Genomic DNA, 15,161 nt, shown 5'->3' on the forward strand with positions numbered 1-15,161 from the left:
GGTCAATAGCCCCAAAAGTGGGTCCGGCCCCGCTTGGCGGCAGGAGGCGGAAAGTGGTAAGGTAGCCCCGTCAATCCGAGGGTCGCTCTTCCTGACGAGGGGAAGTGCACATGCTCACCATTACCAAGCTATCGTCCAACCGCGTCGATATCGATCTCGACGGCAAGATCGATGCCGACATTATGCGCAGCGCGCTCGACGACCTGATCGCCAAGTCGGAGGGCGTCGCCCACGGCCGTATGCTCTACCGCATCCGCAATTTCGAGCTGCCGACACTGGGCGCCATCGGCGTCGAGTTCAGCCGCCTGCCCAAGCTCTTCGGCCTGCTCGGCGCGTTCGACAAATGCGCGGTGCTGAGCGATTCCGAATGGCTCAGGAACGCCGCCGAGATCGAAGGCGCGGTCTTCCCCGGCATCAAGATCAAGGGCTTCAACCTCGATCAGCAGGACGTCGCGGAGGAATGGTTGGCGCTTTAGCAAGCCCTTGCAGCCGCGAAGCTTATTCTTATTTGCAGATCGACTGCGGGGTGGCGTGATAGCGTCGTCCAGCGCAAGATATAACTCCCGACAGAGGGGCGGCCTGAATTTCGGCCGTTGCGCATCCGCTTGACCAAAACGTCAAAGCGAGATGCGTTTATAAAACTGAATAAAATCCGTACCCGGAAGGCCGCTGAACAGAGTGGGCGCTGCCATTATTGCTGCCAGCCGACGTGGGCGAAAGACCCAAAGAGGTTTGCAGGAAAATATGGGCTGACACTCAAGCAGGTGCCCTTGTTTAAGCAAACTGCGGAACACCTCATCCCTCAATGCGATGGGGGAACCGATTTGGCTTCCAACATCGTTATGGCCTGTCACTACTGCAATTCACGCCGCCATCGGTGCTGCAAGCCACTAGGCGCGGCGGAATATCGGGAGCACGTGCAGAAGAGGCTACGTCAGGGCAGGTGGCATGGGTTCGTCGCCAACCCAATCGCTCCGCATGCCACATCACGTGTTCGGCCATGAAGGTCGAGATGAAGTAGTAGGAGTGGTCGTAGCCCTCCTGCATGCGGATTTCGGCGGGGATGCCTGCCTTGGCGCAGGCCATCGAGAGGAGACCGGTCTTGAGCTGTTCCTCGAGGAAATTGTCAGCCGTGCCCTGGTCGACCAGCATGTGGTCTACCCGCGCGCCGCTATCGATCAGCGCGACTGCGTCGTATTCGGCCCAGGCCTCGCGGCCCTCGCCCAGATAGCGTGACAGCGCCTTTTCGCCCCACGGCACCTCGCTCGGCGCGACGATGGGGGCGAAGGCACTGACCGAGCGGAAGCGTTCCGGATTGCGAAGCGCGATCGTCAGCGCTCCGTGGCCGCCCATGGAATGTCCGGTGATGCCTTGGCGCGCCATGTCGGCGGGGAAGTTCGCCTCGATCAGTGCGGGCAGCTCGTCCTCGATATAGCTTCGCATGCGGTAATGCTTCGACCACGGCTCGCGGGTCGCATCGACATAGAAGCCCGCGCCCTTGCCGAAGTCATATTCGTCTGCCGTGTCGGGCACGTCCTTGCCGCGAGAGGAGGTGTCGGGCGCGACGAAGATCACGCCATGCTCGGCGCAGGCCCGCCGGTATTCGCCCTTCTCGGTGACGTTTGCATGGGTGCAGGTGAGGCCTGACAGATACCACAGCACCGGCAGCTTCGCGCCTTCCTCATGCGGCGGGACATAGACCGAAAAGGTCATCTCGGTCCCCGTCGCTTCCGAGTGGTGCGAAAGGACGAACTGGTCGCCCCCGAAGGCCTTGTTCTGCGAAAGGTATTCGAGCGTCATTGGGTATCCTGGAAGTCAGTCCTGCGCGGGAATGTCAGCGACGAGCGGCGCATGCCCCCAATGCTCGAGCAGCCGCAAGGTGTCCGCGCCGGACAGGCCGATGGTCGCGGTATTGCGAAGGGGGTGGACATTGATGCGCTCCGCCCGGGCAAGACCGCGGTCTAGCACCACGGTAATGCTGCCGGGCTCCGCGTTGATCGCGCCCAGCGGCGTGACCGAGCCGGGCGTGAGGCCCAAGAGGCGCTCCATCGCCTCGGGCTTGCCGAAGCTCACGCGCTTGCAGCCGATGGCGGCGGGCAGCCCCTTGAGGTTCACGCGCATCTCGGCAGGCACGGCGACCAGCCAGAAGTCGCCGCCCGCATCTTTCAGGAACAGGTTTTTGGTATGCTCGCCGGGGATGCTCGCCTTGATCTCGCGGCTTTCCTCGACGGTGAATACGGCCTCGTGTTCGTGTTGCTCGAAGGGGATTGCGAGCGCCTTCAGGTCGGCCCGCAATCCCGCTTCGCCGCGATGTTCGCGCTCGCTCAATCGGTTACGCGGTGCAGCGCGCAGAGCTTGTTGCCGTCCGGATCGCGCAGGTAGGCGAGATACATCTTCATGCCATTGCCTTCGCGGATGCCCGGCGGGTCTTCGATTGCCGTGCCGCCGGCTTCGACGCCCGCTGCGTGCCAGGCATCGGCCTGCTCGGGGGTCATGGCGAAGCCGATGGTGCAGCCGTTGCCCGCCGTTGCAGGCTTGCCGTCGATCGGCGGCGTTACGAGGAACAGCCCGCCATTGTGCATGTAGATGAGACGGCCCTTGGGATCCATGCTGCCCTCGCGGCCGCCGATGGCCTTGAAGGTCGCGTCATAGAATTTCTTCGAACGCTCCATGTCGTTCGAACCCACCATCATGTGACTGTACATCGGTCTCTCTCCTTCATGCTTCGACCGCCTTGGTCGCAGTAGCTTCGTCTCCGGTATTGGGCGCGTTCTCGGGGTCGAGCAGGAGGACCTGCACTTCGCCCTTGCGCGCCACCGGCTTGTGTTCTTCGCCCGCCGCGATCAGCAGCAGGTCGCCGGGCAAGAGCGTTTCCGTGCGGTCGCGGAACTCGATATCGAGTTCGCCGTCCACGCACAGGAACAGCTCGTCATGGGTGTGGCTGTGCCAGTCGAACTCGCCTTCCAGCTTGGCGATGCGGACCTCGTGACCCTCGTAACGCGCGACGATGCGCGGCGCCCAGTGCTCGCTGAAGCCAGCGAACTTTTCGGCCAGGGTCACCTTGGCAGGCATCAGTCGTAGACGACCACGCTGCGGATGCTTTCGCCTGCGTGCATCAGGTCGAAGCCCTTGTTGATCTCTTCGAGCTTCAGGACGTGCGTGATCATCGGGTCGATCTCGATCTTCCCGTTCATGTACCAGTCCACGATCTTGGGAACGTCGGTGCGGCCCTTGGCCCCGCCGAAGGCCGTGCCGCGCCAATTGCGGCCCGTGACCAGCTGGAAGGGCCGCGTCTCGATGGTCTTGCCTGCCTCGGCCACGCCGATGATCACGCTCGTGCCCCAGCCCTTGTGGCAGCATTCGAGCGCTTGCCGCATGACGTCGGTATTGCCGGTGCAGTCGAAGCTGTAGTCCGCCCCGCCGTCGAGCATTTCGACGAGATGCGCGACCACGTCAGAAGTCTCCTTGGGATTGACGAAGTCGGTCATGCCGAACTTCTCGCCCCACTCCTTCTTGGAATTGTTGATGTCGACGCCCACGATGCGGTCCGCGCCGGCCATCTTCGCGCCCTGGATCACGTTCAGCCCGATGCCGCCGAGGCCGAAGACCACGACATTGTCGCCCGGCTTCACCTGCGCCGTGTTGACCACCGCGCCCACGCCCGTCGTCACGCCGCAGCCGACGTAGCAGGTGGTGTGGAAGGGTGCGTCCTCGCGGATCTTGGCGACCGCGATCTCGGGCAGGACGGTGTAATTCGAGAAGGTCGAACAGCCCATGTAGTGGTAGATCGGCTGGCCCTTGTAGGAGAAGCGCGTCGTGCCGTCGGGCATGAGCCCTTTCCCTTGCGTCTCGCGGATCGCGCTGCACAAATTGGTCTTGCCCGAAAGGCACATCTTACACTGGCGGCATTCGGGCGTGTAGAGCGGGATCACATGGTCGCCCGGCTTGACCGAGGTCACGCCCTTCCCGACTTCGCGCACCACGCCGCAGCCTTCGTGCCCGAGCACGCTGGGGAAGATCCCCTCGCTGTCGAAACCGTCGAGCGTATAGGCATCGGTGTGGCAGATGCCCGTCGCCTTGATCTCGACCAGCACCTCGCCGTCTTTCGGGCCTTCGAGATCGAGTTCGACGATCTCCAGAGGCTGCTTGGCTTCGAAGGCGACGGCTGCACGGGTTTTCATCTGAAACGAATCTCCTCTTGGGCGAGTGGGTAGGGAAGCGCGGGGCGGTGGGCAAGTTGCTTGCCGTTCACCTGCATCTCTCTAGGATGCGGCGCATGACCAGGCCCCTGATCCTTCTCGCCGCTCTCGTCCTTCCGGTCTCGCTGGCCGCACAGGAAGCGGACGCGCCGGTCGATCTTCCCGCGCTCACGCTCGAGCAGCAGACCAATTTGCGCTGCGGTGTCGTCTTCGGGATCGTCGACGGCTACCAGTCCCGTAATGACGAGCGCGCGCTCGCCTATCCCACGATTGCACCGCGCGGCCGCGAGTTCTTCGTGCGCACCACGGCGAGGATCATGGAGGACGAGCGGTTCACGCGGCCCGTGATCGTCAGCCATGTCGGACAGCAGATGGCTTCGCTTGAAACCGATGGCGGGCACGATTTCGAGGCGATCGACGAGATCATGCCCGCTTGCCTGACCCTGCTCGACGCATCGGGCCTCTGAGCGCTCCGTTCAGCCCGCTTTCAGCGCCCTCCGCCTAGGTCTGCGCGAGTCGCAGAAACCCCGGAGGGATCTCCCCATGCGTAAGACGTTGCCTCTCGCCCTTTCGCTGGCCGCATTTGCCGCACCGGCTCCTTTGTTCGCGCAGGACGCCGACCTGCCGTCGCCCGAGTTGGCGGAGGAAGACGAAAAGGCCGAGCTGGCCGGGAAATTCGCCGATCCCGAATACCAGCGCCAGACCGCGCTGATGGTCCGCTCGCTCGCCGAGGTGCTGCTCGACCTTCCGCTCGCCCCGCTGATGGACGCGATGGGACAGGCCGCGGGCGAAGACGCACCGGAGGTCGCGTCCGGCACGACGCTGCGCTCGATGGCGCCAGAGGCTGGCCGCATCCCGGAAGAAATCGAGCGCAACCTGCCGCGCGCTATGGAAAGCATGGCCGCTCTGTCCGAAGCCTTCGAGGCGATGAAGCCCGCGCTCGAGGACATGGCCGAGCGCATGAAAGAGGCCGCGCCCGAAAACCCCTAAGGCGCTGTAGCGAAAAAACTTCGCCTACCCCCATTGGACTGGTGGACGCGCGGGTGCAGCTAATGCAATAGCATTGGCCAGCATGTGGCAGCTCCACCAATTCCCTTTGTGTCCTTTCAGCCGGAAACTCCGCCTCGTCATGGCGGAGAAGTCGGTTGCCTACGAGCTCGTGCGCGAGAACCCGTGGGAAGGGCGCGATGCCTTCTGGCAGCTCAATCCGGCGGGCCGCACACCGGTGCTGCACGATGCCGCACGCGGCGTGACGCTGTGCGACAGCCAGGCGATCTGCGAATTCCTCGAGGAGACGGTCGAGCGTAAGCCGATGATTTCTGGCGGGGCGCGGCAGCGCGCGGAAATCCGCCGCCTCGTCGCGCTGTTCGACGAGAATTTCTACGCCGATGTGACCGAGCCCGCGCTGCACGAGAAGATGAAGAAGCGCATTATCCTGCGCCAGCCGCCCGACGGCCAGGTGCTGCGCCAGATGGGCCGGATGCTGCACGGCCACCTCGACTATATCGACTGGCTGGTCGACACGCGCCAATGGCTCGCGGGGCCGCAGCTGAGCCTTGCCGACCTCACCTGCGCGGCGCATCTCTCGGTGGTCGACTATCTCGGCGGGATCGACTGGCGCGGCCACGAGCAGGCCCAGGGCTGGTACATGGTCATGAAAAGCCGCCCCAGCTTCCGCCCGCTGCTGAGCGAGAAGATGGACGGCCTGCCCCCGCCACGGGAATATGCCTCGCTGGATTTGTGAGGCCCGGGGCTAACTAGCTCGCAGCGCGTCGCTCGCGGAACCACGGTTCGGCGACTTCCTCAACGAACATTCCCAGTTCTTCGACACACCGATCGAAGGTGCTGCCCGTATCCGCATTGAATCTGTGGTGGTAGCAATAGCCCGTCGACCTGCGGATTCTTTCCGTCTCGTGATGGCTCAAGTGAATGGCCGCGCCATCGGGCAATTGGCGGGAAGATAGCGCTACCTGCAGCATGACGCTGGCGCTCGCTGGCGCCCCGTAAGTCGCGCCGCTTCGGGTAATCGAAATCTGCTCTTCGCAACCGTCAACCAGGCGGACCCACTTACGGCCGCTTCCGCGTCGAAAGCCTTTGGGGCCTACGATGCCTGTGAAGGCGCTGGAAGCGCGGTTCATGCCTTCCGAGACTGTCTTCGAAAGATCCGACATCTCAGTCTACTTCTGACAAACCGGACAAAACCACGTGCTGCGCCCGCCCTGCACGATGCGGCGGATCGTGCCGCCGTCCTCGTGGTGGCAGGGCTCGCCCTCGCGGCCGTAGACGTGGAAGCGGGTGGCGAAATAGCCCAAGTTTCCGTCGGGCTGGGCGAAATCGCGCAAGGTGCTGCCGCCGTCTCGGATGGAGCGCTCCAGCACGTCCTTGATCGCGGGGACGAGGCGGCGGAGCTGCGGCATGGTCACCTTGCCGCCGGCCTTTCGCGGGTGGATCCCCGCGTGCCACAGCGCCTCGCAGACATAGATATTGCCGAGGCCCGCCACGATGCTCTGGTCGAGCAGCAGCAGCTTGATCGCCTGCTTGCGCCCGCGCGTCGCCTCGCGCAAGTGTTCGGGGGTGAGATCGTCGCCCAGCGGCTCCGGCCCCAGCGCGGCGAAGGGTTTCCAGGTTACCAGCTCGCCATTGGTCATCAGGTCCACCGAGCCGAAACGGCGCGGATCGTTGAGCGCGAAGCGGTGGCCCGCGGTCTCGATCACGAGATGGTCGTGCTTCTCGTCTGCCTCCGGGTCGATCCGCCAGCGCCCGCTCATGCCGAGGTGGAACACCATCGCATGGTCGCGGCTGGTGTGGATCAGGCCGTATTTCGCCCGCCGCGTCAGATGCGTCACGCTCGCGCCGGTCAGTGCCTGCACCAGGTCGGGCGGGAAGGGGCGGCGCATATCGGGCCGGTTAACGGTCACCCGCGTGATCGTCTCGCCTTCGAGGAACCGCGCAAGGCCGCGCACCGTTGTTTCGACTTCAGGTAATTCGGGCATGAAATACCCTCTAACACCCTTTGCGCTCCGCTCAATTCCCCCTAAGGCCCCACCCTATGAATGACACCGTTTCCTTCGGCTACGAAGATATCGATGCGAGCGAGAAGACCGGCCGCGTAGGCGAGATCTTTTCGAGCGTCGCCGCCAAGTACGACATCATGAACGACGCGATGAGCGGCGGCATGCATCGTCTTTGGAAGGACCGTTTCGTCAAGCGCGTGAAGCCGCAGCCGGGCGAGCAGATCCTCGACATGGCAGGCGGCACGGGCGACATCGCCTTCCGCATGGCCGAAAAGGGCGCGAGCGTTACCGTCAGCGACATCAACCAGGACATGCTCGACGTCGGCATCGAACGCGCGATGGAGCGCGGGATCGACGGCCTCGTCTGGAGCCGCCAGAACGCCGAGGAGCTGGCGTTCTCGAGCCGCACTTTCGATGCCTACACGATCGTGTTCGGCATCCGGAACGTGACCTTCATCGACAAGGCACTGAAGGAAGCGCACCGCGTGCTCAAGTACGGCGGGCGCTTCTATTGCATGGAATTCAGCCAGACCGACTGGCCCGGCTTCAAGGAAGTCTACGACCTCTATTCGCACCAGCTTATGCCCAAGATCGGCAAGGCGATCGCCAATGACGAGGAGAGCTATCGCTACCTCGCCGAATCGATCCGCCGCTTCCCGAGGCCGCCCGAATTCGAGGCGATGATCCGCGATGCGGGCTTTGCGAATACGCGGGTCGAGAAGATCCTCGGCGGCGCGGTCAACATCCATTCGGGGTGGAAGGTCTAGCAGGTGGCCAGACCCGCTACGCATATCTGGCGGCTGCTGAAGTGGGGCCGCACGCTCGCGCGCCATGGTGCGCTGCGCGGGATCGAGCGCGATCCCAATACGCCGCCGCCGGTCAAGCGGCTGGTGCGGATCGCCCGCTTCGGCACGATCCAGCCGAAGGAGCCGGACTATGCCGGTGCCTTTCGCGAGATCGGCCCTGCGGCGATCAAGCTCGGCCAGACGCTGGCGACCCGCCCCGACCTCGTGGGCGAGGATGCCGCGCGCAACTTGCTGAAGCTGCAGGACGATCTGCCGCCGGTAGGCTTCGACAAGATCAAGCAGAGCATCGAGGCGAGCTTCGAGCAGCCCCTCGAAGCCCTCTATTCCGAATTCGATCCCCAGCCGGTCGGCGCGGCCTCGATCGCGCAGGTCCACCGCGCGGTCACGACCGACGGCAAGAAAGTAGCGGTCAAGGTGCTGCGCCCGGGCGTCCGCGAGCAGTTCGCGCGCGATATCGACACCTATGAGTGGGCCGCAGCGCATGTCGAGGCGATGGGCGGCGAAGCTGCGCGACTGCGCCCGCGGCTGGTCATCGCCAATTTCAAGCGCTGGACCAATCGCGAGCTGGACCTGCGCCGCGAGGCAGCCAGCGCCTCCGAACTCGCCGAACACATGGTCGGAACCGAGGGCTACGAGATTCCCGGTATCGACTGGGACCGCACCAATGGCCGCGTGATGACCGTCGACTGGATCGACGGGATCAAGATCAGCAATACCGAGGCGATCCGCGCTGCGGGCCACGATACCGACGAGCTGGCGAGCCGCCTCGTCCTCGCTTTCCTCAAGCAGGCGATCGCCGCCGGTTTCTTCCACGCGGACATGCACCAGGGGAACCTGTTCGTGAAACCGGACGGGACCATTGCCGCGATCGACTTCGGCATCATGGGCCGGATCGACCGGCGCGCGCGCATGTGGCTGGCAGAAATCCTCTACGGGCTCACGACGGGCAACTACAAACGCGTCGCCGAAATCCATTTCGAGGCGCAATACGTGCCGAGCTATCACAATGTCGACGAGTTCGCGACGGCGCTGAGGGCGGTGGGCGAGCCGATGCGCGGCAAGCCGGTGAGCGAGCTTTCGGTCGGCCAGATGCTCGACGGGCTCTTCGCCATCACGCGCGATTTCGACATGCAGACGCAGCCGCATTTGCTGCTCCTGCAAAAGACCATGGTGATGGTCGAAGGCATCGCCACTCAGCTCAATCCCAGCATCAATATGTGGGACACGTCAGCGCCCTATGTGCGCAGCTGGATCCGCGACGAACTGGGGCCTGAAGCAGCGATTGCGGACCGGATCAAGGAAGATACCGCGACGCTGCTGCGCATTCCCGACCTCGTGCGCCGGATCGAGGACCGCTTCCCGCCCAAGGGCGGCGCGCCCGAGCCGCCGCCGCTACCCGAGGTCGAGATCATGTGGGAACGCAAGCAGCGCCGGCAGGACCGGCGCGGCTGGCTCGGCTATATCGCGGTATTCGCAGCCGGCGGCGCGGCCGCCTGGCTCGCTGTTACGCAGGGGCTGCTGGGCTAGTCCCGTTCCAGGGGAAGGCCCTGATTGCGAGGCCGATCACGATGATGTGGAGCGCTTCCACCGTCATCGGCTGCCACCAGCCGTCGTAATCTCCGACCACGATCAGGTTCACCAGGCGCCCGGAAAAGGCGATGGTGAACAGCGCGAGCGCGGGCCAGAGCACGTCAGCGCGGCGCTTCCATGCACCGATGCCCATGCTGATCGCGGCGACCCAGAAAAAGGCCGCGAAATCGCCGCGCATAGCGGATAATCCCATGGGTGTGGGCGATTGCAGCCCGAAATCCACGCCTGCAGCGGCCGGGTCGACGAAGAAGCTCGCGCCAAGGGCAAGGTCCAGCAAGGCGCCCAGCGCCAGCAATGCGGCAAGTATGAAATGCACGGCAAATCCCCTCTCGTTACCGTTTTCTCAACCATAGGCTGCCAAGGCTTACCGTCAATTGCGCTCGAACCGGCTTGCTGAAGCCTGCTCGAACGCGCTGGCAATGACGGACAGGGGGCGCTAGCAAGCGCATCGATGACGCAATGGGAATGCACCAGCCGATCCGCGCAGCAGGCGCTGCGCGACATGAAAACAGCGAGGGTTCGCGCGTGAGCGGTCCGAAGATCCTGCTCGTGATCGGTGGCGGTATCGCCGCCTACAAGTCGTGCGAGCTCGTGCGCCTCATCAAGAAGGCGGGCGGCGATGTCACCTGCGTCCTTACCGAGGGCGGCCAGCAGTTCGTCACGCCCATGGCGCTTGCCGCCCTGTCGGAAAACAAGGTCTATACCTCGCTCTTCGATCTCAAGGACGAGGTCGAGATGGGCCATATCCAGCTTTCGCGGAATGCCGACCTCGTGGTCGTCTGCCCGGCGACTGCGGACCTGCTCGCCAAGATGGCGGCGGGTATTGCCGACGATCTCGCCACAACGCTGATTCTCGCCACCGACAAGCCGGTCGTCACCGTTCCGGCGATGAACGTGCGCATGTGGGAGCATTCGGCGACCCAGCGTAACGCCGAATGGCTGCGCCAGGCGGGCGTTACCGTGATGGACCCGGATGAGGGCGCGATGGCTTGCGGCGAATTCGGCCCCGGCCGCCTGCCCGAACCTGCCGCGATCCTGCACAAGATTGCCGAGCAGCTCGATCTCGACATCGACGCTGCCGAACTCGCTCCGCCTGCGCCTGCGCTCGCACCGCCTGCCCCTGCCGAAGAAGCCGAGGTCGAGGAAGATCTCGAGGCCGACGAGGACGAGGACATCGCACTCGAAGCGCTCGAGCCCGAGGAAGAGGAAGAGCCCAAGAGCGGCCTTGGTAGCCTGCTCTCTGCGATCATCCCGCGCTCGACAGCCAAGCGCACCCACGAGGAGATCGAGGAAGAGTACGAAGAGGTCGACGAGGAAGAGGAAGACCTCGAGAACCTCGAGGACCTCGAGATGCTCGATGCGGAAGCGCTGGTCGAGGATACCGATTTCAAGCCCGACATGGGCGGCCTTCTGGCCAAGAAGGGCGGCGCTGCCGGCGCTCCCCCGACCGACCGCGAGGCGATCAACCACACGGTCGGCAAGAAGGACAAGCGCGCCGTTGCGCAGCCGATCCCGGAAGAGGTCGAGGTTCTCGAGCCCGAAGAGGCGCTCGAAGCCAATCCGCTGCACGGCCAGGCGATTTTCGACGAGGATCCGGAGCACCGCCCGCTTTACGGCAAGCACGTGCTGGTCACGGCCGGCCCGACCCGCGAGCCGATCGACCCGGTACGCTACATCGCCAACCGTTCGAGCGGGAAGCAGGGCTTTGCGATCGCCGCAATGGCCGCTGCCGCAGGCGCGCGCGTCACCCTGATCTCCGGTCCCGTTCACCTGCCGACGCCGATCGGTGTCGACCGGATCGACGTCGAGACGGCAGACGACATGGCCGAGGAAGTGCGCAATGCGCTGCCCGCCGATGCCGCCTTCATGGTGGCCGCCGTCGCCGACTGGAAGAGCCGCCATGTCGCAGGCGAGAAGATGAAGAAACGCGGCAGTGCGCCGCCCGCCCTCATCCTTGCCGAGAACCCCGATATCCTCGCTGCCGTGGCAGCAGGCCGCAAGCGCCCGCACCTCCTCATCGGCTTTGCCGCCGAGACGGAAAACGTGGTCGAGAACGCCAAGTCGAAGCGCAAGCGCAAGGGTGCCGACTGGATCGTGGCCAACAATGTCGCGGGCTCGATCGGCGAAAGCGTGATGGGCGGGGACCTCAACCAGGTCCACATCGTCACCTCGGACGGGGTCGAGAGCCTTGCGGAAATGCCCAAGGAAGAGGTCGCGCGCCAGCTGGTGATGCGCGCCGCAGAAGCTCTCGCAGAGCCGGAGGAAGACCCGCGTGACTAAGCCCGTCGGTGTCCAGATCAAGCGGCTGCCGCACGGCCACGGGCTGGACCTTCCCGCTTATGCCACCGAAGGCTCAGCCGGCATGGACGTGCTCGCGGCGGAAAGCGTCACCATCAAGCCGGGCCAGCGCCACGCCGTGGCCACCGGCCTTTCGGTCGCGATCCCCGAGAATTACGAGATCCAGGTCCGCCCGCGTTCGGGCCTTGCCTTCAAGCACGGTATCACGGTGCCCAACACGCCGGGCACGATCGACAGCGATTATCGCGGCGAGTTGAAGGTCCTGCTGATCAACCACGGGACCGACGATTTCGCTATTCAGCGCGGCGACCGCGTCGCGCAGCTGGTGCTCGCACCGGTTGTGCAGGCGAAGTGGGAAGAGGTCGAAGAATTGTCTGAAACGGTTCGCGGCGAAGGCGGCTTCGGTTCGACCGGCGGACACGCCAAGCTGGCCTAATCGAACAGCCCGACGGCAAGCTCGGCCCAGACCAGCAGGAACAGCGCCAGCATCGCGCCGATGGCGAGCATCCGCGCGCGTGTGCCGAGCGCTGCCTTGAGGGCCATCTCGATGCCGATCCCGACCAGCGCGAGCAGTCCGCCCATGATCGCGAAATCGCCCGGGCCCCAGTTGACCTCGGCGGTGACTTGCATCGCAATCGCAGGCAGCAGGAGCACGAGCGCGGCGACGGTCCAGTAGATCGCGCGTATCCGTTTGGCGGCCGGTGCGGCAAGGGCGGTCATCATCTCATCTCCCTGAATTGGCGGGATTTATAGCACACTCGCGGCATTTGCGGGAAGGGCACGAAAAAGGGCGGCCCGATCCATGGCCGCCCTTCCTCGGTGTTCCCCGTCCATGACGATGGACGATTCTGTTTAGTCGATCCGGCGGACCTTGTTTTCCTCTTCCGGCTTGACCGAGATGCGCACCGTCTCGCCCGAATTGCCCGGGAAATCGGTGAACATGGCCTCGACCAGGTTCGGCACGAGATACTGCAGGCGGTTCGAGGTCGACAGGGCCTGCGCCTTGCCTTCGAACAGGCGTTCGCCGGTCGCCGCGCGGTCGATCTTCATGTCGATGCCACTGGTGTAGACAGTGTAGCTTCGTACTTCGGGGCTGCCGAACCACGGATCGTAGAAACCGTAGCCCCACGCCCTGCCGACGCTGCGGGTACGCAGGAGGCGCCCGTCACGCGTGCGGATGTAGCGCGTCCGAGGATAGTAGCCGAAAGCACCGCGATAGCCGTACCAGGGCGAATAGAACGGGTCGTGGAAGCCGGTCGTGCGCACACGCTCGCGGCCATTGTCGACGCCGTAATCGAAGCGCACGAGCAACGTCGCATCTTCGGGCGTTGCCGCTTCGGCATAGCCCAGGCGTTCCATCTGCGCTTCGACGAGGTCGGCATATTGCGAGAATTCGAGGCCGCCGGCGAGCGCCGGGTCATCGGCTACGACGGCAAAGCTTTCGCCCTGCGGGGCGGGCAGCTGCGTCTGGAAACGCGAGACATCGGCCTTGAACGGCGTGGCACAGGCGGCCAGGCCTGCGAGGATCATCGGTACGGAGGCCAGCTTGAGCTTCTGCCCCCAACCCTTCTTGCGGGTAGTCATGGCATTTGTCCTTATTCATCGCGCAAGCGAACTGCTGCATGCAATTGCGCTTCATACACGAAATTTCCTAACAGTCGCCGCGTGCCGTTTCCCCGGGGCATTCTTCCAGCGAATGATCAGGGGTTTAGCGCCTTGGCCATGAACCGGCTTTGAATGCGCGGATTCACATTTGTTGCAGGCCTTACGAGGGTTGTCGTGAGGGGGTGGGGCGGGCTAAGGGACCGCCCGATATCCATTCATTTGCGCACGGTAAGAAAACCCATGGCAGGCCATTCCAAGTTCAAGAACATCATGCACCGCAAGGGCGCGCAGGACAAAAAGCGCTCGAACCTGTTTTCCAAGCTCAGCCGCGAAATCACCGTGGCCGCGAAAATGGGCATGCCCGATCCGGACATGAACCCGCGCCTGCGCCTTGCGGTCAACGCTGCCAAGAGCCAGTCGATGCCGAAGGACAATATCCAGCGCGCAATCGACAAGGCTTCGGCCGCGGACGCCGAGAACTACGAAGAAGTTCGCTACGAAGGCTATGGCCCGGGCGGCAGCGCGATCATCGTCGAAGCGCTGACCGACAACCGCAACCGCACTGCCACCGCCGTACGCACCGCGTTTTCGAAGAACGGCGGCAACCTCGGCACCGAGGGCAGCGTCCAGCACGGATTCGAACGCCTCGGCTTCATCTTCTACCCGGCGGACGCCGGCGACGAGGAGAAGGTCCTCGAAGCGGCAATGGAAGCTGGCGCGGAAGACATCTCCTCCTCCGAAGACGGCCACGAGATCTGGACTGCGGCTGACGACCTCCACCAGGTCGCCGGCGACCTCGAAAAGGCGCTCGGCGAGGCGGAAACCGTCAAGCTCGCGTGGAAGCCCAACCTCACCGTCGAGATGGACGAGAAGGGTGCAGGCACGCTGCTCAAGCTGATCGACGCGCTCGAAGAGGATGACGACGTACAGACCGTCTGGGGCAATTACGACATCTCGGACGAGGTGATGGAGAAGGTGGGCGCCTGAGGCGGTCCACGATGAGCCTGCGCGAATGGGTGCTGGCTATCATTCTCGGCGGGGCCTTCCTGCTCGCTATCGCATGGCGGCTCGGCTGGATGATCGGGCTCGAATAGGAATGGACGCTTCGTGATCATCCTCGGCCTCGATCCCTCGCTCAGCTGCACCGGCTGGGGCGTGATCCGGGCCGAGGGTTCGCGCATCACGCATATCGCCAACGGGCAGGTGCCGACCGATGCCAAGGCCCCTATGGCGCGGCGGCTGTCGCATCTTCAGACAGCGCTCGAGGCGGTGATAGCCGAGCATAAGCCCGACCGTGCGGCGGCGGAAGAAGTCTTCGTCAACAAGAACCCGCAATCGACGCTGAAGCTTGCGCAGGCGAGGGGCGCCGTGCTGGCCGCATGCGGTTCGGCGGGACTCGATGTTGCCGAGCACGCGGCGCGGCTGGTCAAGAAAGCCGTCGTCGGTACGGGCGGTGCGGACAAGGCGCAGGTGCAGGCCATGCTCAAGGTGCTGCTGCCGGGTGTGAAGATTGCCGGCGCAGATGCTGCTGATGCGCTTGCCGTGGCGATTGCCTCGGCGCACCTGTCCTACACGCCGCAAGGGCGCTAGGCAGCTGTCATGAAGCCTCAGGAACCCGTCTCTAACCCCGATCTTGCGCGATTTATCCG

The 15,161-nt window shown here is 64.2% G+C and carries 20 protein-coding genes and 1 pseudogene; 11 read left to right on the forward strand and 10 right to left on the reverse strand.

What is annotated here, in order from left to right; all coding sequences use genetic code 11:
• Nucleotides 1–110: 110 nt before the first annotated feature.
• Both ACZ1G8_RS07455 and ACZ1G8_RS07460 read left to right on the forward strand, forming a co-directional pair.
• On the forward strand, nucleotides 111–476 hold the full coding sequence (locus tag ACZ1G8_RS07455; RefSeq protein WP_472678838.1) for a SpoIIAA family protein: 366 nt from the start codon (nucleotides 111–113) through the stop codon (nucleotides 474–476).
• Nucleotides 477–764: 288 nt separating this feature from the next.
• A pseudogene (locus ACZ1G8_RS07460) lies at nucleotides 765–833 on the forward strand (hypothetical protein); the annotation flags it as partial.
• 7 nt (nucleotides 834–840) lie between these two features.
• On the opposite strand, the gene fghA reads toward ACZ1G8_RS07460, so the two are convergent.
• Genes fghA through ACZ1G8_RS07485 form a run of 5 tightly spaced genes read right to left on the reverse strand, consistent with a single transcriptional unit; the run spans nucleotide 841 to nucleotide 4,181 of the window.
• On the reverse strand, nucleotides 841–1,800 hold the full coding sequence (gene fghA, locus ACZ1G8_RS07465) for an S-formylglutathione hydrolase (RefSeq protein WP_472678839.1): 960 nt from the start codon (nucleotides 1,798–1,800) through the stop codon (nucleotides 841–843).
• Nucleotides 1,801–1,815: 15 nt separating this feature from the next.
• Complete coding sequence (locus ACZ1G8_RS07470; protein ID WP_472678840.1) at nucleotides 1,816–2,328, reverse strand: prolyl-tRNA synthetase associated domain-containing protein; 513 nt, start codon at nucleotides 2,326–2,328, stop codon at nucleotides 1,816–1,818.
• On the reverse strand, nucleotides 2,325–2,705 hold the full coding sequence (locus ACZ1G8_RS07475) for a VOC family protein (protein ID WP_472678841.1): 381 nt from the start codon (nucleotides 2,703–2,705) through the stop codon (nucleotides 2,325–2,327). Before ACZ1G8_RS07475 ends, ACZ1G8_RS07470 begins: the two co-directional genes overlap by 4 nt.
• Nucleotides 2,706–2,718: 13 nt before the next feature.
• A complete protein-coding gene (locus tag ACZ1G8_RS07480; RefSeq protein ID WP_472678842.1) occupies nucleotides 2,719–3,072 on the reverse strand; it encodes a cupin domain-containing protein in 354 nt (117 codons plus the stop codon).
• Nucleotides 3,072–4,181 carry an S-(hydroxymethyl)glutathione dehydrogenase/class III alcohol dehydrogenase gene (locus ACZ1G8_RS07485; protein WP_472678843.1) on the reverse strand — a complete coding sequence of 370 codons (1,110 nt, stop codon included), beginning with the start codon at nucleotides 4,179–4,181 and terminating at the stop codon, nucleotides 3,072–3,074. The genes ACZ1G8_RS07480 and ACZ1G8_RS07485 overlap by 1 nt, the downstream gene beginning before the upstream one ends.
• A 95-nt stretch (nucleotides 4,182–4,276) precedes the next feature.
• On the opposite strand from ACZ1G8_RS07485, the gene ACZ1G8_RS07490 reads away from it, so the two are divergent.
• The 3 genes from ACZ1G8_RS07490 (at nucleotide 4,277) to ACZ1G8_RS07500 (ending at nucleotide 5,943) form a co-directional block, all read left to right on the forward strand.
• On the forward strand, nucleotides 4,277–4,666 hold the full coding sequence (locus ACZ1G8_RS07490; RefSeq protein WP_472678844.1) for a hypothetical protein: 390 nt from the start codon (nucleotides 4,277–4,279) through the stop codon (nucleotides 4,664–4,666).
• A gap of 76 nt (nucleotides 4,667–4,742) precedes the next feature.
• Nucleotides 4,743–5,189, forward strand: a complete 447-nt coding sequence (locus ACZ1G8_RS07495) for a hypothetical protein (protein ID WP_472678845.1) — start codon at nucleotides 4,743–4,745, stop codon at nucleotides 5,187–5,189.
• Between the two features lie 82 nt (nucleotides 5,190–5,271).
• Nucleotides 5,272–5,943, forward strand: a complete 672-nt coding sequence (locus tag ACZ1G8_RS07500) for a glutathione S-transferase family protein (protein WP_472678846.1) — start codon at nucleotides 5,272–5,274, stop codon at nucleotides 5,941–5,943.
• A 13-nt stretch (nucleotides 5,944–5,956) separates the two neighbouring features.
• Here the strand turns inward: ACZ1G8_RS07500 and ACZ1G8_RS07505 are convergent, their stop codons facing one another.
• Nucleotides 5,957–6,370 carry a hypothetical protein gene (locus ACZ1G8_RS07505; RefSeq protein ID WP_472678847.1) on the reverse strand — a complete coding sequence of 138 codons (414 nt, stop codon included), beginning with the start codon at nucleotides 6,368–6,370 and terminating at the stop codon, nucleotides 5,957–5,959.
• Nucleotides 6,371–6,376: 6 nt separating this feature from the next.
• Nucleotides 6,377–7,192, reverse strand: a complete 816-nt coding sequence (mutM, locus tag ACZ1G8_RS07510) for a bifunctional DNA-formamidopyrimidine glycosylase/DNA-(apurinic or apyrimidinic site) lyase (RefSeq protein WP_472678848.1) — start codon at nucleotides 7,190–7,192, stop codon at nucleotides 6,377–6,379.
• A 56-nt stretch (nucleotides 7,193–7,248) separates the two neighbouring features.
• Here mutM and ACZ1G8_RS07515 point away from each other — a divergent pair, with 56 nt between their 5' ends.
• Both ACZ1G8_RS07515 and ubiB read left to right on the forward strand, forming a co-directional pair.
• Nucleotides 7,249–7,980, forward strand: a complete 732-nt coding sequence (locus ACZ1G8_RS07515) for a class I SAM-dependent methyltransferase (protein WP_472678849.1) — start codon at nucleotides 7,249–7,251, stop codon at nucleotides 7,978–7,980.
• 3 nt (nucleotides 7,981–7,983) lie between these two features.
• Nucleotides 7,984–9,546, forward strand: coding sequence for a 2-polyprenylphenol 6-hydroxylase (gene ubiB, locus ACZ1G8_RS07520; protein WP_472678850.1), 1,563 nt, complete (start codon nucleotides 7,984–7,986; stop codon nucleotides 9,544–9,546).
• Here ubiB and ACZ1G8_RS07525 read toward each other — a convergent pair.
• A complete protein-coding gene (locus tag ACZ1G8_RS07525) occupies nucleotides 9,524–9,925 on the reverse strand; it encodes a hypothetical protein (RefSeq protein WP_472678851.1) in 402 nt (133 codons plus the stop codon). The genes ubiB and ACZ1G8_RS07525 overlap by 23 nt on opposite strands.
• A gap of 149 nt (nucleotides 9,926–10,074) precedes the next feature.
• On the opposite strand from ACZ1G8_RS07525, the gene ACZ1G8_RS07530 reads away from it, so the two are divergent.
• Nucleotides 10,075–11,889, forward strand: coding sequence for a bifunctional phosphopantothenoylcysteine decarboxylase/phosphopantothenate synthase (locus tag ACZ1G8_RS07530; RefSeq protein ID WP_472678852.1), 1,815 nt, complete (start codon nucleotides 10,075–10,077; stop codon nucleotides 11,887–11,889).
• The gene (dut, locus tag ACZ1G8_RS07535; protein WP_472678853.1) at nucleotides 11,882–12,343 is read left to right on the forward strand and encodes a dUTP diphosphatase; all 462 of its coding nucleotides are present in this window, start codon (nucleotides 11,882–11,884) and stop codon (nucleotides 12,341–12,343) included. Before ACZ1G8_RS07530 ends, dut begins: the two co-directional genes overlap by 8 nt.
• Here the strand turns inward: dut and ACZ1G8_RS07540 are convergent.
• Nucleotides 12,340–12,627: a hypothetical protein gene (locus ACZ1G8_RS07540; protein WP_472678854.1), complete on the reverse strand. Its 288-nt coding sequence runs from the start codon at nucleotides 12,625–12,627 to the stop codon at nucleotides 12,340–12,342. The genes dut and ACZ1G8_RS07540 overlap by 4 nt on opposite strands.
• Nucleotides 12,628–12,759: 132 nt before the next feature.
• Nucleotides 12,760–13,491, reverse strand: coding sequence for a DUF4136 domain-containing protein (locus tag ACZ1G8_RS07545; protein ID WP_472678855.1), 732 nt, complete (start codon nucleotides 13,489–13,491; stop codon nucleotides 12,760–12,762).
• 261 nt (nucleotides 13,492–13,752) lie between these two features.
• Here ACZ1G8_RS07545 and ACZ1G8_RS07550 point away from each other — a divergent pair, with 261 nt between their 5' ends.
• On the forward strand, nucleotides 13,753–14,499 hold the full coding sequence (locus ACZ1G8_RS07550) for a YebC/PmpR family DNA-binding transcriptional regulator (RefSeq protein ID WP_472678856.1): 747 nt from the start codon (nucleotides 13,753–13,755) through the stop codon (nucleotides 14,497–14,499).
• A gap of 120 nt (nucleotides 14,500–14,619) precedes the next feature.
• The gene (gene ruvC, locus ACZ1G8_RS07555) at nucleotides 14,620–15,102 is read left to right on the forward strand and encodes a crossover junction endodeoxyribonuclease RuvC (RefSeq protein WP_472678857.1); all 483 of its coding nucleotides are present in this window, start codon (nucleotides 14,620–14,622) and stop codon (nucleotides 15,100–15,102) included.
• Nucleotides 15,103–15,161: the final 59 nt, after the last annotated feature.

Source organism: Qipengyuania sp. BR81-2, from assembly GCF_055693895.1.

Excerpts from the sequence above, each read along its gene's own strand:
- ACZ1G8_RS07495 (WP_472678845.1), top strand. The coding sequence starts at position 4,743 with ATGCGTAAGACGTTGCCTCTCGCCCTTTCGCTGGCCGCATTTGCCGCA.
- ACZ1G8_RS07530 (WP_472678852.1), top strand. The coding sequence starts at position 10,075 with ATGCACCAGCCGATCCGCGCAGCAGGCGCTGCGCGACATGAAAACAGC.
- ACZ1G8_RS07485 (WP_472678843.1), bottom strand. The coding sequence starts at position 4,181 with ATGAAAACCCGTGCAGCCGTCGCCTTCGAAGCCAAGCAGCCTCTGGAG.
- ACZ1G8_RS07540 (WP_472678854.1), bottom strand. The coding sequence starts at position 12,627 with ATGACCGCCCTTGCCGCACCGGCCGCCAAACGGATACGCGCGATCTAC.
- ACZ1G8_RS07455 (WP_472678838.1), top strand. The coding sequence starts at position 111 with ATGCTCACCATTACCAAGCTATCGTCCAACCGCGTCGATATCGATCTC.
- ACZ1G8_RS07475 (WP_472678841.1), bottom strand. The coding sequence starts at position 2,705 with ATGTACAGTCACATGATGGTGGGTTCGAACGACATGGAGCGTTCGAAG.
- mutM (WP_472678848.1), bottom strand. The coding sequence starts at position 7,192 with ATGCCCGAATTACCTGAAGTCGAAACAACGGTGCGCGGCCTTGCGCGG.
- ACZ1G8_RS07500 (WP_472678846.1), top strand. The coding sequence starts at position 5,272 with ATGTGGCAGCTCCACCAATTCCCTTTGTGTCCTTTCAGCCGGAAACTC.
- ACZ1G8_RS07550 (WP_472678856.1), top strand. The coding sequence starts at position 13,753 with ATGGCAGGCCATTCCAAGTTCAAGAACATCATGCACCGCAAGGGCGCG.
- fghA (WP_472678839.1), bottom strand. The coding sequence starts at position 1,800 with ATGACGCTCGAATACCTTTCGCAGAACAAGGCCTTCGGGGGCGACCAG.
- ACZ1G8_RS07515 (WP_472678849.1), top strand. The coding sequence starts at position 7,249 with ATGAATGACACCGTTTCCTTCGGCTACGAAGATATCGATGCGAGCGAG.
- ACZ1G8_RS07490 (WP_472678844.1), top strand. The coding sequence starts at position 4,277 with ATGACCAGGCCCCTGATCCTTCTCGCCGCTCTCGTCCTTCCGGTCTCG.
- ACZ1G8_RS07505 (WP_472678847.1), bottom strand. The coding sequence starts at position 6,370 with ATGTCGGATCTTTCGAAGACAGTCTCGGAAGGCATGAACCGCGCTTCC.
- ACZ1G8_RS07545 (WP_472678855.1), bottom strand. The coding sequence starts at position 13,491 with ATGACTACCCGCAAGAAGGGTTGGGGGCAGAAGCTCAAGCTGGCCTCC.
- ACZ1G8_RS07480 (WP_472678842.1), bottom strand. The coding sequence starts at position 3,072 with ATGCCTGCCAAGGTGACCCTGGCCGAAAAGTTCGCTGGCTTCAGCGAG.